The following is a 19,126-nucleotide window of genomic DNA, read 5'->3' as shown; positions in this document are numbered from 1 at the left end:
TATTACCTTTTATTATTTTTGACACTCAAAAATAAGCTCACAGAAATAAAATTACATAACACCATAGAGCCAACCATTAGCCACTCTGTTGTATTATTGACCGTTATGGATTGTGCAGTTGGAGTTGATACCAATAATGATAATAATATGCCTATTGCTCCAGCGATTGCAAAACGAATTGTACCGGCAAGAGATGAGGCTGTACCTGCAATATATGGATAAAAGTCTAAAACGATTGCCATACTATTTCCACCAATGGTTGACATACAACCAATATATCCTGCAATGCAAATAATAAGATAGGCAAATCCGAGATTAAATAATGTTACGATGGTAAGGCCTATTGCCATAACAAATTGGACCAAAAGACCGAACTGCATCATTTTAATCGAGCCAACATGTTTAACAAAACGGCTATTTAATGTATTCATAAACACCATAACTATTATATTAAATGCAAAGTAGTAACCAAAATTAGTTGATGCAACACCGTGTAGATTCATATATACAAAAGGTCCTAAGCTTAAAAATGAAAATAATCCAGCTCCAGAAAATGCACCTAACATCATATAAGTTAATACTTGGCGATGCCTGAACAGTGTAATAAAATTACTTAAGATACGAATTAAACTAAATTTATTGCGTTTTGTTTTTGCTAATGTTTCAGGAATAAATGCGATCACTAGACCAAAGCAAGTCAAAGCAATTAAGCTGATAGTGTAGAAATTGGCTTGCCAATTAAACCAGTATAAAATAAATCCACCAATAATTGGTGCGAGTAATGGTGCTACATTGGATATCAGCATGACAAACGACATCATTTTAGAAAATTCGTCACGATCACGATAAATATCTTTCATTAACGCATTAATGACTATTGCTGTAGCCGCTGCCGCAATGCCATGGAAAAAGCGAGCTGTAATTAATTGATTAATATTGTTGGCAATACCACAGCTTAAAGCCGCAACTATAAAAATAATTAGACCCAAAATGAGAACATTACGACGCCCATAACTATCTGTGAGTGGTCCAAATAAAAGTTGTCCAACAGAAAATCCTAATAAATAGCAACTAATTGTTAGCTGTACCGTGCCATTGGTTACATTAAAGTCGCGTGCAATAGTTGGCATACTAGGTAAATACATATCTATGGATAAAGGCATCAACATAGAAAGTAATCCAAGGATAAAAATAAGCGCTTGTTTGGAAACTTTAATATCACTTAAACAATCTTGAGTTGGCACGTCATACTTCCTTCAAATTTTTTAAAATGCACCTAAAAATATGTCATATAAATGAGATAAAATTATTTAAAAAATATTTATTTATCTAAATGGAAAGTTGCTATTAAGATTAATGTAAATTATATGTGTCAATTAAACGAGTCGATTTCATCTTGTGTAAGTGGTCGATATTCACCTTCAGGTATATCAAGAATTACCTTACCTATTTGTTTGCGATGCAATTCAACAACATGGTTATTGACTGCTGCAAACATGCGTTTAACTTGATGATATCGTCCTTCACTAATAGTTAATTCAGCGTGAAAGTCATCAATAATATTTAATTTAGCTGGTTTGGTAAGTGATTTCTCATTTTTTAATTGGATACCATTTTTAAATATATCAATCAGTTCAATACATAATGGCTGTTCAACCGTGACGGCATAGACTTTTTCGCAATGATGTTTGGGTGATGTAATACGGTGTGACCACTTACCATCATCAGTAAGTAGAACAAGTCCTGTAGTATCAAGATCAAGTCTACCTGCTGCATGCAATTTTTCAGGCATCGGTTCATCAATAAAATAAAGTATAGTAGGGTGGTCAGGATCGTCAGTCGAGCAGACATAGCCTTGTGGTTTGTTGAGCATGAAATAGCGTTGATCTGTAACTTGCTCAATTTGGTAACCATCATATTGAACAATCTGCTCTGGCGATAATTGATAAGCACCTGATTTTATAATTTCACCATCGACAGTCACTTTTTTAGCGTTGAGTTTTTTAGTTACAATAGTGCGGCTAGCGCCTAAGTGATGAGCGAGAAATTTATCTAATCGCATAATTTAAACAATATCCTTGTATTACTCTAGAGGTGTGTATATATCAAAACGGTGATTTTTAGTTTTAATTTCGGCCGTCGGTTTTTGATTGGCTAAAAACGGTGCATAATCGGGTCTTTTTACTACAACCCGTTTTTTTGCTAATTTTCTTGCTGGTTCTAATAAGCTATCTGCATCATTATCACAGCCCACTAATTGTTGAAAAATGCGCATCTCTTTTTTGACAAGCGCACTTTTTTGTCGATGTGGAAACATTGGATCGAGATAAATAACATCAGGTTTTTCAGGGTAAGTACTCAATCCCTCAATGCTTGAATGATAAATTAAACGTAAATGTTGCTCAAGCCAACTACCGATTTTGGGATCTTGGTAGGCACGCTGCAAGCCATCTTTTAGCAATGCAGCAACAACAGGATGTCTTTCAAACATAGTGACATGGCAACCGATTGATGCTAAAACAAATGCATCTCGACCAAGCCCTGCTGTGGTATCAAGAACTGTAGGTAAATACTCACCTTTGATACCTACTGCTTTAGCAATTGCTTCGCCACGCCCACCACCAAATTGGCGACGATGAGCCATTGTTCCAGAAACAAAGTTTACGCATATTGCCCCTAATTTTGGTTCGTCAGTTTTTTGTAACTCAAGTTGATTGTTTTGGGTAACAAGAGCGAATGGAAGATCAGCATGTGTGGATAACCACTGCTCAGCTAATAATTTTAGCTGAGCAAAGTTAGAATTAGTGGATACCATAATGACGAAGTAATGCTTCAAGTTGAGGTTCGCGGCCTCGGAAGTTTTTAAATAATGTCATAGGCTCATCGCTACCACCTTGTGACAAGATGTTATCAAGAAATGCATTGCCTGTTTTAGCGTTGAAAATACCTTCTTCTTCAAAACGTGAAAATGCATCAGCAGATAATACTTCTGCCCATAAATAGCTATAATAACCCGCAGCATAACCACCAGCAAAGATATGGCTAAATGCGTGTGGAAATCTTCCCCATTCAACGGCAGGAACAACGGCAACTTGCTTTCTTATTTCAGCCAATGTATTTAAAATATCAGGATCTTTTTGGGTATGTAATTTAAAGTCAAAAAGACCAAATTCCAATTGGCGTAAAATAAATAGTGCTGCTTGATAGTTTTTAGCATCTAGCATCTTTTCTAACATATCAGTTGGTAGCGGTTCACCAGTTTGATAATGCCCAGATATGAATGCAAGCGCTTCAGGCTGCCAGCACCAATTTTCTAAAAATTGACTTGGTAATTCAACAGCATCCCATGGCACCCCATTAATACCAGAAACTGACGAAGTATCAATTTCGGTTAACATGTGGTGTAAACCATGACCAAATTCATGGAAAAGGGTTGTGACTTCGTCGTGTGTAAATAGTGCTGGTTTATCACCAACAGGGCGATTGAAGTTACAAGTTAAATAGGCAACGGGTTTTTGTACATGACCATCAGCAAAACGCATACGACCAATACAATCATCCATCCAAGCGCCGCCACGCTTATGTTCACGTGCATATAAATCAAGATAGAAACTACCTTTTAACTCACCATTTGCGGCAAAGAGATCATAAAATTTAACTTCAGGATCCCAAACTTCAACGCCTTGTCGCTCTTTGGCTGTAATACCAAAAATGTGATGCACTACTTCAAATAAACCATTAATAACTCGTTGTTGAGGGAAATAAGGGCGCAATTCTTCATCGTTGATAGCGTACAAATGCTGTTTTTGCTTTTCACTATAATAAGCTATATCCCATGGTTTGATGTCACTTGCGCCAAAAAACTCATAAGCATAACGTTTAAGATCTGCTAACTCTTTTTCACCTTGAGGTTTAGCTTTAGTTGCTAAATTGGTCAAAAATTCAATCACTTGAGTTGTTGAACTTGCCATTTTTGTTGCTAGTGATTTATTAGCGTAATTATCGAAGCCTAGTAATAGTGCAAGCTCATTGCGAAGCGTTAAGATTTGTTTGATAATTTCAGTGTTATCCCACTTACCTGCGTTTGGTCCTTGATCTGACGCACGAGTATTATAGGCTTGGTAAAGTTCAAATCGTAAATCACGATTATCACAGTAGGTCATGACGGGAAGATAACTTGGTATATCTAAGGTTAGTAACCAACCCTCTTTATCTTTTAATTTAGCCTGTTCTTTTGCGGCAGAAAGCGCACTTTCAGGCATGCCAGATAGTTCTTTGATATCGGTAATTAATTTTGACCATCCCATGGTGGCATCGAGCACATTGTTACTATATTTTGAGGATAATTCTGATAATTTTGCGACAATTTCACCGTAACGTTTCTGTTTGTCATCGGGTAAGCCAATTCCAGATAATTCAAAATCACGTAGTGCATTATCAACCACTTTTTTCTGTGCTTTGGTTAAAGTAGCATATTGTTCGCTTTCTTTGAGTTGCTTATAAGCTTGATATAAAGGTCTATGTTGCCCAACCCATGTACTGTACTCAGATAGTAATGGCAGACAAGCTTCATAAGCTTCACGTAATTCAGGGCTATTTTTAACTGAGTTAAGATGACTAACTGGAGACCAAGCTCGTCCAAATTTTTCGTCTGCTTCATCAATTGGTTGAATTAAGTTATCCCAAGTATATTGGCTATTTTGCTTTAATACTGCTTCAATGGTATTTCTGCAGTTTTTTAAAGTTTCTTGTATAGCAGGCAAAACATGTTCGGGTTTAATTTGTGAAAAAAGGGGTAATGGTGCATCTGTTAATAATGGATTAGTCATGTAGCGATACCTTTATACAAATGGTGTTGTCTATTGATACAACATAATATGGTGGCGAAAACAATTAATTCAAGGGATTATCATGCTAAGAAATGGTTATAACCCCATAAGTTTGCGTTCACGTTGCCATTCAGTGGGGGTATAAGTCTTTATAGAAAGCGCATGAATACGATTATCATTAATAAATTCAGCCAAAGGGGCATAGATTGCTTGTTGTTTTTTCACTCGATTTAAATCGGCAAATAATTCTCCTACAGCAATAACTTGGAAATGGCTTCCATCATCGGTTAGGACATGTACATCATCAAGTTCAAGCGAATTTTTTAATTTGTTTATAATTTCTTGTTTATCCATTATTCATACTCATCATTAATGTAAATTATGGGGAAGATTTTTTGTTAAAAAGTTTCCGGTAACTATGTGTTTCAGTATAAAAATTAACATTTTTTAAATATTAATTACAGGTTGTAGATCATACAATGTAATTAATGTTTGTAGCTGAGGATTAATACCTTTGAGCTTTACATGATATTTATTGCAAAAATAAATTAAAGTTGCGAGCCCTGAAGAATCAACCCGAGTAAGTTGCGCAACATCAATGCATTTTACACCATTTAAAATAGTATTTTGTGTTGACCACAAATCGTTTAAAGAGTGAACATCAAGTTCACCCTGTAAAGATAATATTTCTTGTTGTTTTTCTGTTTTTATTCGCGACATTATGGCTAGCCTTTTGGTTTAGCGTTTGGGTCAATATTGCGATTTGAAAGATCAATTAATTGTTTAGTTAATGCGTCAATACCATCTTGACGTAAAATTGTAGACCACTCATTTTGCTTGGTGGTGATCATGCTGACGCCTTCTGCAACTAAGTCATAAGCTTTCCATTCGCCAGTGACAGAGTTTTTACGCCATTGGAAATCAATTCGCAATGGTTGTTGGTTTTTATTAGGTTGGTTTAATAAAACACGAATAGAGATAAGCGTTTTGCCAGTTAAATCTTTTGGCGATTCAACCTGATAAGTTTGGCCATTATACATAGATAATGCTTGAGCAAAAGTTTGTACCAAATAGTTTTCAAAAGCAGCGAAATAAGCTTTACGTTGCGCATCTGTAGCACTTTTATAATAATTACCTAAAATTAATGCGCCAGCATACTTTACTTGTACATAAGGTAATAAATCTGTTCTTACGATCTCTTTTAGTTTGTTAGGGTTTGATTTTAATGTCGCAGATTGTGCATTCATGGTGCTAAAAATCTTATTAGCAGCCATTTCCATCTCTTTATAAGGATCATTTTCAGCAAACGCATTAGCACTAAATATTAAAGCTAATGCAAAAAAAATAGTGTGTTTAAATCTGGTTAACATAGTAACAAAACTCCTTAATTTTCATTTATATCTTGTGTATCTTGTTTCTTATTTTTATCATCGGTCGAACCTCCAGTACTATAAAGGAATTGACCAATTAAGTCTTCAATAACCATTGCTGGTTTAGTGTTGTATATTACAAAACCATCATGAAAATAAGCTGGTTCATGATTATTTGTTGGCAAGTTGTTGCTTGTACCTTCGCTATCCAATGAATCAAGTTCTAATTCAGTACTTTTATCAAGTCCAAAGTTAATATCAATAAATTGTTCACCTAATAAACCTGATGTTTTAATTGAAAGCGAACTTGAAACTGGAATTTGATTGTATTGTGCATCAATATCTATTGTTACATAGGGTTTATATACATCAAGATCTGATGATTTTAGAGTTATATTACTGACTCGACCAATCACAACGCCACCGATTTTGATTGGAGAGCGTGCTTTTAATCCGCCAATATTATCAAATACAGCATAAACTCGATATGAATTATGACTAGCAAATGATGTTGGATCCGTTACGCGGAAACATAAAAAAAGTACTGAGCAAATGACCAGTACCATAAATAATCCTACTGTGATTTCAACTTTACGACTCATGCTTAATGACCTCAATGACTAAACATTAATGCGGTTAAAATAAAATCTAACCCCAAAATTACTAATGATGAATAAACAACAGTGCTTGTTGTTGCTCGACTAATTCCTTCTGATGTTGGTACACAATCATAACCATTGAAAAGTGCAATCCAAGTGCTAGCAATGGCAAATGCAAAGCTTTTTACAAAACAGTTACCTAGATCATGCCACCAATCAACATTACTTTGAATAGATGACCAAAAAAAGCCCGCATCAATACCTTTCCAATCAACACCTACAATAACACCACCTAAAATACCAACGGTAACAAAAATTGCAGTTAAAAATGGCATACTGAAAAAACCAGCCCAAAAACGAGGTGCAATAATACGTCGTAATGGATCAATTGCCATCATTTCCATACTTGATAGTTGCTCAGTTGCTTTCATTAAGCCGATTTCAGCCGTTAATGCAGAGCCAGCACGACCTGCAAACAGCAAACCAGCAACAACAGGACCTAACTCACGAAGTAGGGCAAGGGCTACCATCATTCCAAGGCTGGCTTCTGCACCAAAAGTGGTCAGAATAAAATAACCTTGTAAGGCCAAAACCATGCCAATAAAAAGACCAGAAACAATAATAATAGTGAGTGATTGTACACCAACAAAATAAAATTGCTTAATGAGTAATGGGAATTGTTTATTAAATTGTGGCTTACCAATTAATGCCCTAAAGAGCATCACACCAGAACGACCAATCATCGCAATGATATCAATAAACCATTGTCCTAATTTTGCCAGTAAATTTAACATTATTTTGTACCTCTGCTTAGGTCTAATTTGTAATCTTCAGCAGGATAATGAAAAGGTACTGGACCATCAGCCAACCCGTCAAGGAATTGTTTTACTCGTAAATCATCATTATCACGTAATTGTTGTGGTGTACCACCTGCAATAATATGTTGTTCGGCTACAATGTAAGCATAATCTGCAATACTGAGCACTTCGGTCACGTCATGGCTAACAACGATACAGGTTAATCCTAATGATTGGTTTATTTCAGATATCAGTTTAACAATAACACCCATGGATATAGGATCTTGCCCAGCAAAAGGTTCATCAAACATAATTAAATCGGGATCAAGCGCAATGGCTCTAGCTAATGCTGCTCGCCTTGCCATACCACCAGATAGTTCCGATGGCATCATTTGAGCTGCACCACGTAAACCAACAGCTTGTAATTTCATTAAGACTAAATTATGCAATATAGGTTCAGGTAATTTGAAGTGCTCACGTAGTGGGTAAGCAACATTATCAAACACAGTTAGATCGGTAAATAAAGCTCCCGATTGAAATAACATGCTAATGCGTTTGCGTACTTCATAAAGTCGGGAGCGAGACATGCTTGGAATGTCTTCACCATCGAATAAAATTTTTCCTGACTGGGGTTTTAATTGACCACCAATGAGCCTTAGTAGTGTGGTTTTACCAATTCCTGAAGGTCCCATGATTGCTGTCACTTTTCCTTTCGGGACATTCAAACTCATATTTTTATAAATAGGCCTTGTTCCACGATAAAAAGACATATCGTGAATTTCAACCAAATTTTGTTGTAATGCGTTTGTCACATTGATTTCCTAGATTTCTAGAATGGTAAAATTTTGCTTATTTTACTTGATATTTGTAAATAAAGAAATCAATTAAACGTTTTGCCTATTTGTGTATAACTGCTCAATAAATAGTTTTTATACTCGATGGCTGATTTTTATAGGCAAACAGAGGTTTTACGTAAAATATCTTATTAGAGAGATAAAAGATAATTAAGGCTATTTTTCTAAATAATAAATGGGGAAAGTTATATTTTAGCTCCCCCCATTTTTTACTGATCATGCATAACTAAAAGTGATTATGTGTTTTATTCATGCCGTGCTTTACGAGCTAAATAATTACCAGTGCTTTGAATAAATTGTATAGCAATAACTAATATCACCACGCAGATATAAGTAACAGTATTATCAAAACGTTGATAACCGTATGACACAGCTAAATCGCCAATACCGCCAGCACCAATAGCACCAGCCATCGCTGTAGCACCAATTAAACCTATAGTAGCAGTTGTAAGCGTTAAAATTAAAGAGCTAAATGCCTCTGGTAACATAAAATACCAAATAATTTGTATTGGCGTCGCTCCCATTGATTGAGCCGCTTCAATAATACCACTATTCACGTCAAGTAATGAATTTTCAACTAATCTAGCAATGTAAGGAGCAACATAAAATGTTAACGGAACAATCGCTGCTATAGTGCCAATAGAGCTATTTACAATGACCTTTGTTAAAGGTTGGATAGCAACTAATAAAATAATAAAAGGCAATGAGCGAACTATATTAATAATCGGGTTGATAATACGAAACACTCGACGATTTTCTATTAATCCATAAGGTCTTGTTGTAACTAAGCAAATACCAAGTGGAATTCCGATTAATGAACCTAAAATTAAGGAGAAAACTACCATAATTAGGGTGTCATAGGATGCTTGAACAAATTGTTCAGTGGTTACTGATGTTGCAAAGCAAGAGGCCAAATAGTCAATTATAGTATTAAATATTTCCATTTTTACTCATCTCCCAATGTTTAATTTCAGTGACTTGCACACCGCGCTCACGTAAGTAATGTACTGATTCTTTGATATTACTATCGTTACCTTTTAGTTGAACAAACATACTACCTAAAACCGTTTTTTCGATTTCTGACATATGGGCAAACAAAATATTGACGATAACTTTTTGTTGCAGTATAAGTGAATTCATCACGGGTTCTGACGCAGATCTTCCTAAGAATTCGAGCTTAAATAATTTAATATTGTCTTTTTTACCTTCTATTTCTAACAAATTTTCCACAACACCATTTGGAATTTGATCGTTGATCACTGAGCTAACAAAATTTTGAGTGGTTTGGTGTTTTGGTTGTCCAAATACGTCAAGTACGTTACCTTGTTCTATAATCTTGCCTTTTTCCATTACTGCAACTTTATGGCAAATTTGTTCAATTACATGCATTTCGTGAGTGATTAACACGACTGTTATTTTATATTCTTCATTGATTTTTTTGATTAAATCTAAAATAGCTTGAGTGGTTTGTGGATCAAGTGCTGAAGTTGCTTCATCACATAGTAAAATATCAGGATCGTTGGCTAATGCTCGGGCGATACCAATGCGCTGTTTTTGCCCACCAGAAAGCTCTTTGGGATAGCTGTTAGCTTTATCACTTAATCCAACAAATTCCAAAAGTTCATAGACTTTTTGTTTAATCGAATGTTTATCTTTTTTGATTAAAATTAAAGGAATAGCAATATTTTCAAATACGGTTTTTGATTCAAGTAAATTAAAATGCTGAAAAATCATACCAATTTTTTGACGGGTTTGACGTAATTCATTACTAGATAATTGATTTAATAGTTTATTTTGAATAATGACATTGCCTTGTGTTGGTTTTTCAAGAAAGTTAATTAAGCGCACTAAGGTACTTTTACCTGCGCCGCTGTAACCAATAATGCCGTAAATATCACCTTTACTGATGGTTAAATTAATATCGTTTAAAGCTTGTGTTGTGAAGCCATTTCTTTCATATTGTTTTGAGACATGTTCAAATTTAATCATTGTTCATCACCTATTTATTTTGTTCTAGTTGAATAAGTGCTTGCTTAGGCAATTTGGCTGAATCATTTATTGCAGGTGTTTATATGGCATATTCAACGATTGACAATAATTGATATATCTAACGGTATCACAGGTTAAATTGTTGCTCTAATAATCGTTTTTTATATCTTATTCCATATAGTTATAAGATAGAATTACTTGGAATAAATGAATGCTTTTTTCTGTGTTAGAGTGTATTTAATGCTTATAGCTTATAGAGGATAGCTGAAATGAAAAATGCGTTTATCAAACAAAAAATATTTAAATACATATCAGTCGTTTTAGTTGCTAGTTCAGTGTTTTTGACTATTGGTTGTGATAATTCGTCTAAACCAGTCGATAATCAGACAAAAAAAGAAATTAGCATGGGCGTATCACCAGGTCCATATAACGATCTTTTTAATGATGCTGTTAAACCCATACTTGAATCAGAGGGTTATAAGGTTAAATTAGTGAATTTTCCGCATTTACTTGAATCAGATGTAGCTTTAAGTGAAGGTAGTATTGATTTAACCGTTGCACAGCACACAGCTTATATGAATGTGTTTAATGCTCAGCGTAAAGCAAATTTAAAATCGGTTGTGCATGTACCATCGGTACCTGCGGCAATATTTTCAAATAAGTTCACCTCACTAACGCAAGTTTTTTCAGGAGCAAAAGTTGCTATTCCACAAGATGCTTCTAATGCAGCTCGTTCATATAATCTACTAGAAAAAGCTGGTTGGATAAAATTAAAAAATAATACAAATCCTATTATTGTTAGTAAAAATGATATTGCTCAAAATATTGCAGGTATTGAAATTATTGAAATGGATTCGGCCAATATTCCTAGAGTGCTTAATGAATTAGATTTTGCGGTAATTCCAGGTAGCATTGTTTATTCTGCTAATATTGACTCGAACAAAGCATTACTTTCTGAAACCATCATTCCTGATTTGGAAATTATGGTTGTAGTGAATGAAGGAAACGAAAATAGTCGATGGGCTCAAGATGTGAAGCGTATTTATCAATCTCAACAATTTAAAGATTATATGAAAACGCATAACCAAAATGGTTATTGGGTGATGCCTCAAGAATAAGCATAGCAAGGTAAAGTAATGAAGAAAAGCCCGTTTGATAACGGGCATTTTAGTATCGTGTCATCTGTTTATCAATTGTTAGCGCCCAAGCATCAATCCCTCCTGTAAGATTATAGAGAGAGTTAGGATCAAATCCGTTTTCTGCTAAATAATGAGCAACAGTTAGGCTACGTCTGCCGTGATGACAATAAATAACAATATCGATTTCATCTGGGATTTTATCTAGATATAAAGGGATCATATTCATTGGAATATGAGTTGCGTTGCCAATACTGCAAATGGCTATTTCATTGGGTTCTCGTACATCGAGTAGAAATAGATTATCTTGCTGATTTAATTTTTGTGCAAGTTCTGTGGGAGTGATTTCTTTTATTGTCATTATTTAAAACTTATTAAAGTGCTTGTAAAAAAGTTTCAGGAAACTCTACGTTTTAGTATAAAATTTCAACTTCAATTTTAAATTTATTAATAGCATCCTACAACGATATTGCAGAATGCTATTTCCTACTTAGGCTTCTAGTGCCTTGTTAATTTTCTCAAATAAATCTTTAGATAAATTTTCAATTTTTAGCAATGCCTCAAGTGCTTTTTGCATCTGCTTTTGACGCTTTTTGTCATAACGTTTTAATCGAATTAGAGGATCGATAAGCCTTGCTGCAACTTGCGGATTTTTTTGGTTTAACTCAGTGAGAATTTCAACTAAAAATTGATAACCACTGCCATCTTCAGCGTGAAATGCCACAGGGTTATTATTTACAAATGCTCCAATTAATGCACGAATCCGATTTGGGTTACTGAGTGTAAATGAGCGGTGAGTTAATAATTTTTTCACGGTAGCAAGAACATTCTTTTCTGGGCTTGTTGCGTTTAGTGCTAACCATTTGTCCATAACAAGTCCATCTTGATGCCATTTGTCATCAAAGTTAGCCAATAACTCAGTTCGACAATCAAGTTCAGCTTTTACAGCAACACTCAAGGCGGCTAAACAATCAGTCATATTATTTGCTTGATAATATTGTTGGTTAACCAATGTATTGGCGTGCGAATTATCATCGGCATGAGCTAATAAAGTTAAACAACAGTTTTTAAGTGACCGCTTAGCAATGTCATTATGTTTAATTTGATATTGTGATGTTTTATTGTGGTGATAAACGGCTAATAATTCATCATAAAATTCGTTTGCAAAATGAGTTAACAAAAATAGACGCACTTGATGAATTGCGATTGGATCAACCACAGTAAATAAATTCGCCAACTCGTTTTCAGATGGCAAGGTTAATATTTGTGCAATAAGGAAAGGGTCAGTTTTTTCTGATAACAATACGGCTCTAAATGCATCTAATACTGAATCAGGCAACATTAAATTTTGATTTTCTTGATAATTTTCCACATTCAAGCGAACATATTTTGCTAATAACATTTGAGCTGCATCGTAACGGCTAAATGCGTTAGTAGCGTGTTGCATTAAGAAAATAAGATCATTATCTTGATAATCATAAGTTAACTTAACAGGTGCTGAAAAATCACGTAATACTGAAATAATCGGTTTTTGAGTTATGTTATCAAAGATAAATTGTTGTTTGTTTTGTATTAAATTTAAAACATGGTGAACAGATTTTCCTTGGTATTGTAGTGGAATTATTTCACCATTATGTTGATATAACTCGATATCAAGTGGGATATGCAAAGCTTGTTTTTGTGCTTGATCTTGAGTAGCTGGCGTATATTGTTCTACTGTTAAAGTATATTGTTGATTTTTCTCGTCATAATTATCGGTAACGGTTAATTCAGGTGTTCCTGATTGGCTATACCATAATTTAAATTGAGTTAAATCAATACCTGAGGCATCTTGCATGGCTGCAACAAAATCATCACAAGTTGCGGCACTACCATCATGGCGTTTAAAATAAAGTTTCATCCCTGATTGAAATTTATCTTCTCCTAATAAAGTATGCATCATTCGAATAACTTCAGCGCCTTTTTCGTACACGGTGACTGTGTAAAAGTTATTCATTTCTATTACTTGTTCAGGGCGAATCGGGTGAGACATTGGGCTAGCATCTTCGGCAAATTGAACGGTGCGCAAAAGTTTGACATCCTCAATGCGTTTTACTGCACGAGATCCCATATCAGCGCTAAATTCCTGATCTCGAAATACAGTTAATCCTTCTTTTAAACTAAGTTGGAACCAGTCGCGACAGGTTACCCGATTACCAGTCCAGTTGTGAAAATATTCATGACCAATTACACCTTCAATACCTAGATAGTCATCATCTGTTGCTGTTTGTGGTTTGGCAAGCACATATTTTGAATTAAAGATATTTAATCCTTTGTTTTCCATTGCTCCCATATTGAAAAATTCAACCGCTACAATCATAAAGATATCTAAGTCGTATTCAAGCCCAAAGCGTGTTTCGTCCCAACGCATGGCATTTTTTAAGCTTGTCATAGCCCACTGCGAACGATCTAAATTACCTTTATCAACGTAAATTTCTAAATCAACTTTCCGCTTTGATTGCGTGATAAACTGATCTTTTAAAATATCAAAATCACCAGCAACTAATGCAAATAAGTAAGCCGGTTTCGGAAAAGGATCTTGCCATTGTACCCAATGACGTCCATCTGCAAGCTCGCCTTGCGCTATGCGATTACCGTTCGAAAGTAGATAAGGATAATGTTGTTTATTCGCGGTAATACGTGTTGAAAAGCGAGCAAGAACGTCAGGTCTGTCAAGATAATAGGTAATATGGCGGAATCCTTCTGCTTCACATTGAGTACAGAGCGCTTCGCCTGATACATATAATCCTTCAAGTGCTGTATTGTCAATTGGTTTGATTTCGTTAACAATCGTTAATGTAAATTCTGCTGGAACACGTTGAATGATTAAACCAGCTTTTGTGAGCTGATAATCATGCCATGGTTGTTCGTCAATATTAACAGAAATCAATTTAAGATCTTCACCATCTAAAATTAAATTGTCCGCTTCATTATTTTTCTTAACAACACGGTTACGAGCTGTGACGGTTGTTATTTCGGGAGCTAAATCAAAATCAAGATCAATGTCGGTAATGGTAAAATCGGGTGATTTATAATCAAGACGATTTTTGGCAATAGGCTGCGATTCAGGTGTTTTTATATTCATGTTGTTATGACCTTTTGGTTTGAAATCAATTTATATTTTATACTGATCGATATTATAGTCGATTAAAAACAATCTTATTACATAATTAATCTATATCTTCATTATTATTCTGCTATAATCTTTGAAATTTTTATTTAAAGCAATAGCACTAAATTTACATGTTACCAGCAATAATTACATCAATATTAGATACTGATGCTTATAAGTTGCATATGCAGCAAGCTGTATTTCATTACTACCCTGAGGTAACTGTCGTTGCGCAGTTTCGTTGTCGTAGTGATGATTTATTGGGACAATATGTTGATGAAATAATAGATCAAGTGAAATTAATGGAATCATTAGCGCTGTCTGATGATGAATTTAACTATTTATCAAATATTTCCTTTTTTAAATCTGACTATTTAAATTGGCTTAAAAAATGGCGTTTCAATAGTGATTTGCTCACTATAAAAAATGAAGATGGAGTGCTTTCTATTACAATTGAAGGTAAATGGCTAGATGTTATTCTATGGGAAGTGCCATTACTTGCCGTTATCAGTGAAATTGTTCATAAAGATCGTTCACCTAATATTGGAGTTTCTGAGGCACTAGCTCGGCTAAAAGATAAATTGGCGTTGTTTAATGAAAAAACAGCTAATATGGATATGTCGGGCTTTAATTTAATGGATTTTGGTACGCGTAGGCGTTATTCGTTTGCGGTGCAAGAGGCAGTTGTCAGTTATTTGAAAACACACTTTCATAACTTTCATAGTACTAGCAATTATTTACTGGCTTATCGTTTAGGGCTTACTCCTGTTGGAACCCAAGCACACGAGTGGTTTCAAGCTCATCAACGTTTAAGTGCTAATCTTCAAGATTGCCAAAGAAATGCTCTTCAAGTTTGGTTAGATGAATATCCTCATGACTTAGGAATAGCATTAACAGATTGTATTACAATGGATGCATTTTTACGCGATTTTGATTTGCATTTTGCTTCTCATTATCAAGGGCTTCGTCATGATTCAGGTGATTCAATTCAATGGGGTGAAAAAGCAATTGCTCATTATCAGCAATTGGGCATAGATCCACAAACTAAACTTTTGGTTTTTTCTGATAGCTTAAATTTTGATAAGGCGATTAAAATCTATCAACATTTTAATCATCGCGTAAAATTATCTTTTGGCGTCGGTGGTTTTTTAGCTTGTGATATTCCATCTAAAGATGCCAATACCAAAGCATTGAACATTGTGCTTAAATTAACGGAATGTAATAATCAATCTGTGGCTAAACTATCAGATAGTCCAGGTAAAACGATATCTCAGGATTTAGATTTTATTGATGAATTAAAACGAACTTTTAGTGTTAAACAATGATAATAATTCATGTTTAACTTATTATTAATATTAGAAACTAAAAATTAGTAATAAGAAACAAGTTATTCAAGAATTCCATTTCGTTATGGGATAGTCTTTAGAATATATCTGTATTACTTTAAATATTACTTAAACAAATTAATGTAGAGATGGATAATTAAATGACTTCAGTTGCACCTATTGTTGATGTGTTACAAGGCAAAATTGCTGTCGGTAGCACTATTTCAATTCAAGGTTGGGTAAGAACTCGCCGTGATTCTAAAGCAGGTATTTCATTTTTAGCTGTTTACGATGGTTCCTGCTTTGACCCTATTCAAGCTGTTATTGAAAATAATTTATCTAATTATGAACAAGAAATCTTGCGTCTAACAGCTGGTTGTTCCGTTAAAGTCACTGGTAAAGTAGTGGAGTCACCAGGTCAAGGTCAAAAATATGAATTACAAGCAACGCAAGTTGAAGTGTATGGCTTTGTTGACGATCCCGAGACTTACCCAATGGCAGCAAAGCGCCATTCAATTGAATATCTTCGTGAAGTGGCTCACTTGCGTGCACGAACCAATATTGTTGGTGCGATAACGCGTGTACGCCATACGCTTGCGCAAGCAATTCATCAGTTTTTTAATGATCGTGGCTTTTATTGGCTATCAACTCCTGTTATTACCGCATCAGATACTGAAGGGGCGGGCGAAATGTTCCGCGTTTCAACACTTGATATGCTAAATCTGCCTAAATCTGATAATGGTAAAGTTGATTTTGATAAAGATTTCTTTGGTAAAGAAGCTTTTTTAACCGTTTCTGGACAATTAAACGCTGAAACTTATGCTTGTGCACTTTCTAAAGTTTATACTTTTGGTCCAACATTTAGAGCAGAGAACTCAAATACTACTCGCCATTTAGCTGAGTTTTGGATGATGGAGCCTGAAGTAGCGTTTGCTGATCTAGATGATAACGCTAAGCTTGCTGAGGATATGTTGAAATATGTGTTTAAAGAAGTGCTAGAAAAACGTGCTGATGATATGCAATTTTTTGCTCAGCATGTTGATAAAGAAGCAATCAATCGTCTTGAAAACTTTATTAATGCTGATTTTGCTCAAGTGGATTACACTGATGCTATCACTATATTACAAAATTGTGATGCTAAATTTGAAAACCCAGTCAGCTGGGGAATTGATTTAGCTTCAGAACATGAGCGTTATTTAGCTGAACAACATTTTAAAGCACCAGTGGTAGTAAAAAACTATCCGAAAGATATTAAAGCGTTTTATATGCGTATGAATGATGACGGTAAAACGGTAGCGGCAATGGATGTTTTAGCGCCAGGAATTGGTGAAATCATTGGTGGATCTCAGCGTGAGGAGCGTTTAGATATGTTGGATAAACGCATGGATGAATTGGGACTTAAAAAAGAAGATTATTGGTGGTATCGTGATTTACGTCGATACGGTACTGTGCCGCATTCTGGTTTTGGTCTTGGTTTTGAACGTTTAATTGTTTATGTAACAGGTGTTCAAAATGTGCGCGATGTTATCCCATTCCCAAGAACGCCGCGTAATGCAAACTTTTAGATTGATTGAAAAATTAGGTTAGCTCAGGAATCAACAAATATCAATCCGATATAGTACAAAAAGTGATCAAATGTGGTTGAATTTTGGATTAGGTGCCATATTTAGTGAAAAGTTTGCTTGATTTTAGAAAAAATTTATACATAATTTACAATACTATGAAAAGTAGTTAAAATAATAGATAAAAATATTATTTTTTTGGATGAATAATTATTGTACGAAGATTGACACTAAACTTATGGAAAGTGTCTTTTTAGAAAATAACCATGAGGGTAAAAAATGAAACGTAATCTATTAGCAGTCGCTATCCCTGCGCTTTTAGTAGCCGCTGGTGCAAATGCATCTATCGAAGTTTGGAACAAAGATGGTAATAAAGTTGACTTTTACGGTCGAGTAAAAGCAGCTAATAACATCACTGACCGTGGTCAAAAGGGCGAAGGTGATGATACTTCAGCTCGTTTAGGTATGTCAGGCCAAACTCAAATCACAGATAGCGTAACTGGCTATGGTCGTTGGGAATACGAAGCTAAAGCGGGTAAAAATTCTGATAATGAAGTACGTTATGCATTTGCTGGCTTAAATTTTGGTGATTTAGGTTCATTTGACTATGGTCGTAACGACGGTGTGTTAAAAGCAATTACTGCTTATACTGACGTATTACCACAATTTGGTGGTGATGCAGCAAACAACGATTGGAACGTACTTTCAGCTCGTACTAAAGCTGTTGCAACTTACCGTAATAATAACTTCTTCGGTTTAACTGATGATATCAGCTTTGCATTACAATATGCCGATAATGGTGATAATGCGGCAACTATTGATAGCAAACTTGCTAAAGAAGAATTAGATGAGGATGGTGATGACGAAAGCCGTGAAGCCTATGGTGCAAATGTTCAGTGGCGTATTTTCGATACTGGCTTGACTTGGGGGGCAGGTTACGCTCAAACAGCAGGTAAATCTGCGTATGAACCAGCTGAATCTAAAAGAGTTAAAACATGGACTACAGGTATCAAATATGACAATTACAATTTGTATCTAGCTGCTAACTACTTCCAATCTAAATTCAATACTTGGAATAATCGCACAGATGGTCACAAGTATAAAGATCCAAAAATCAAAGGTGTTGAATTGGTTGCTCAATACGGTATTGATTTAGAAGTAGGTCGTTTAACACCTTCTTTAGCTTATGTACAACATAAGGTTGATGATGGTCATTTTTATTTAGATGCGGAATCTCATAAAGCAGACCGTAATTTAGTTAAATATGTTTCACTTGGTGCAACATATGACTTAAATAAAAACTTTAGCGCTATCATAGAATATAAATTTAATTTACTTAAGAAATACGACATTGGTGCAGCAGAAAATACTGTTCGTGAAAGCAATGGTCGTCACCTATACAAACCAGGTACTAAAGACGTGTTCGGTGTTGGTTTAATTTATCAATTCTAATCTCTTAATATCTTATAAAAAGGCACTTAGGTGCCTTTTTTTCCGCCTCTTAAATTCATTCC

General features: G+C 34.9%; 18 protein-coding genes. 4 read left to right on the top strand and 14 right to left on the bottom strand.

What is annotated here, in order from left to right; all coding sequences use genetic code 11:
• Nucleotides 1–2: 2 nt before the first annotated feature.
• The 12 genes from ACGH49_RS00185 to ACGH49_RS00130 all read right to left on the bottom strand — a co-directional run bounded on the left by ACGH49_RS00185 (nucleotide 3) and on the right by ACGH49_RS00130 (nucleotide 10,438).
• A complete protein-coding gene (locus tag ACGH49_RS00185) occupies nucleotides 3–1,244 on the bottom strand; it encodes a Bcr/CflA family multidrug efflux MFS transporter (RefSeq protein WP_411587768.1) in 1,242 nt (413 codons plus the stop codon).
• A gap of 128 nt (nucleotides 1,245–1,372) precedes the next feature.
• The gene (gene rsuA / locus ACGH49_RS00180) at nucleotides 1,373–2,062 is read right to left on the bottom strand and encodes a 16S rRNA pseudouridine(516) synthase RsuA (protein ID WP_411587767.1); all 690 of its coding nucleotides are present in this window, start codon (nucleotides 2,060–2,062) and stop codon (nucleotides 1,373–1,375) included.
• A gap of 21 nt (nucleotides 2,063–2,083) precedes the next feature.
• Complete coding sequence (locus ACGH49_RS00175; protein ID WP_411587766.1) at nucleotides 2,084–2,815, bottom strand: class I SAM-dependent methyltransferase; 732 nt, start codon at nucleotides 2,813–2,815, stop codon at nucleotides 2,084–2,086.
• Entirely contained in the window at nucleotides 2,802–4,829 is a 2,028-nt protein-coding gene (prlC, locus tag ACGH49_RS00170) for an oligopeptidase A (protein WP_411587765.1), read from the bottom strand. The genes ACGH49_RS00175 and prlC overlap by 14 nt, the downstream gene beginning before the upstream one ends.
• A 96-nt stretch (nucleotides 4,830–4,925) precedes the next feature.
• Nucleotides 4,926–5,183, bottom strand: a complete 258-nt coding sequence (locus ACGH49_RS00165) for a BolA family protein (RefSeq protein ID WP_065560910.1) — start codon at nucleotides 5,181–5,183, stop codon at nucleotides 4,926–4,928.
• A 93-nt stretch (nucleotides 5,184–5,276) separates the two neighbouring features.
• Nucleotides 5,277–5,549, bottom strand: coding sequence for an STAS domain-containing protein (locus ACGH49_RS00160; protein ID WP_065607173.1), 273 nt, complete (start codon nucleotides 5,547–5,549; stop codon nucleotides 5,277–5,279).
• A 5-nt stretch (nucleotides 5,550–5,554) separates the two neighbouring features.
• Nucleotides 5,555–6,199, bottom strand: a complete 645-nt coding sequence (mlaC, locus tag ACGH49_RS00155) for a phospholipid-binding protein MlaC (protein WP_065607171.1) — start codon at nucleotides 6,197–6,199, stop codon at nucleotides 5,555–5,557.
• Nucleotides 6,200–6,213: 14 nt separating this feature from the next.
• Entirely contained in the window at nucleotides 6,214–6,801 is a 588-nt protein-coding gene (mlaD, locus tag ACGH49_RS00150) for an outer membrane lipid asymmetry maintenance protein MlaD (protein ID WP_065607168.1), read from the bottom strand.
• A gap of 11 nt (nucleotides 6,802–6,812) precedes the next feature.
• Nucleotides 6,813–7,592, bottom strand: coding sequence for a lipid asymmetry maintenance ABC transporter permease subunit MlaE (mlaE, locus tag ACGH49_RS00145; protein WP_141671397.1), 780 nt, complete (start codon nucleotides 7,590–7,592; stop codon nucleotides 6,813–6,815).
• A complete protein-coding gene (gene mlaF, locus ACGH49_RS00140) occupies nucleotides 7,592–8,407 on the bottom strand; it encodes a phospholipid ABC transporter ATP-binding protein MlaF (protein ID WP_218055882.1) in 816 nt (271 codons plus the stop codon). The genes mlaE and mlaF overlap by 1 nt, the downstream gene beginning before the upstream one ends.
• Before the next feature lie 287 nt (nucleotides 8,408–8,694).
• Nucleotides 8,695–9,294 carry a methionine ABC transporter permease gene (locus tag ACGH49_RS00135; RefSeq protein WP_411587959.1) on the bottom strand — a complete coding sequence of 200 codons (600 nt, stop codon included), beginning with the start codon at nucleotides 9,292–9,294 and terminating at the stop codon, nucleotides 8,695–8,697.
• 85 nt (nucleotides 9,295–9,379) lie between these two features.
• Nucleotides 9,380–10,438 carry a methionine ABC transporter ATP-binding protein gene (locus tag ACGH49_RS00130; protein WP_411587764.1) on the bottom strand — a complete coding sequence of 353 codons (1,059 nt, stop codon included), beginning with the start codon at nucleotides 10,436–10,438 and terminating at the stop codon, nucleotides 9,380–9,382.
• Between the two features lie 269 nt (nucleotides 10,439–10,707).
• Here ACGH49_RS00130 and ACGH49_RS00125 point away from each other — a divergent pair, with 269 nt between their 5' ends.
• Entirely contained in the window at nucleotides 10,708–11,556 is an 849-nt protein-coding gene (locus ACGH49_RS00125; RefSeq protein WP_141671398.1) for a MetQ/NlpA family ABC transporter substrate-binding protein, read from the top strand.
• Nucleotides 11,557–11,605: 49 nt separating this feature from the next.
• On the opposite strand, the gene ACGH49_RS00120 is transcribed toward ACGH49_RS00125, so the two are convergent.
• A complete protein-coding gene (locus ACGH49_RS00120) occupies nucleotides 11,606–11,935 on the bottom strand; it encodes a rhodanese-like domain-containing protein (RefSeq protein ID WP_411587763.1) in 330 nt (109 codons plus the stop codon).
• 129 nt (nucleotides 11,936–12,064) lie between these two features.
• On the bottom strand, nucleotides 12,065–14,698 hold the full coding sequence (pepN, locus tag ACGH49_RS00115; RefSeq protein ID WP_411587762.1) for an aminopeptidase N: 2,634 nt from the start codon (nucleotides 14,696–14,698) through the stop codon (nucleotides 12,065–12,067).
• Between the two features lie 158 nt (nucleotides 14,699–14,856).
• On the opposite strand from pepN, the gene pncB reads away from it, so the two are divergent.
• The 3 genes from pncB to ACGH49_RS00100 all read left to right on the top strand — a co-directional run bounded on the left by pncB (nucleotide 14,857) and on the right by ACGH49_RS00100 (nucleotide 19,064).
• A complete protein-coding gene (pncB, locus tag ACGH49_RS00110) occupies nucleotides 14,857–16,050 on the top strand; it encodes a nicotinate phosphoribosyltransferase (protein WP_411587760.1) in 1,194 nt (397 codons plus the stop codon).
• Nucleotides 16,051–16,211: 161 nt separating this feature from the next.
• On the top strand, nucleotides 16,212–17,615 hold the full coding sequence (asnS, locus tag ACGH49_RS00105) for an asparagine--tRNA ligase (RefSeq protein ID WP_411587759.1): 1,404 nt from the start codon (nucleotides 16,212–16,214) through the stop codon (nucleotides 17,613–17,615).
• A gap of 276 nt (nucleotides 17,616–17,891) precedes the next feature.
• Nucleotides 17,892–19,064, top strand: coding sequence for a porin (locus ACGH49_RS00100; RefSeq protein ID WP_411587757.1), 1,173 nt, complete (start codon nucleotides 17,892–17,894; stop codon nucleotides 19,062–19,064).
• Nucleotides 19,065–19,126: the final 62 nt, after the last annotated feature.

It is taken from the genome of Gilliamella sp. BG7, from assembly GCF_046635565.1.
GTDB classification, from domain to species: Bacteria; Pseudomonadota; Gammaproteobacteria; order Enterobacterales; family Orbaceae; genus Gilliamella; species Gilliamella apicola_P.
This window is presented reverse-complemented; position numbering and strand designations above follow the sequence as displayed.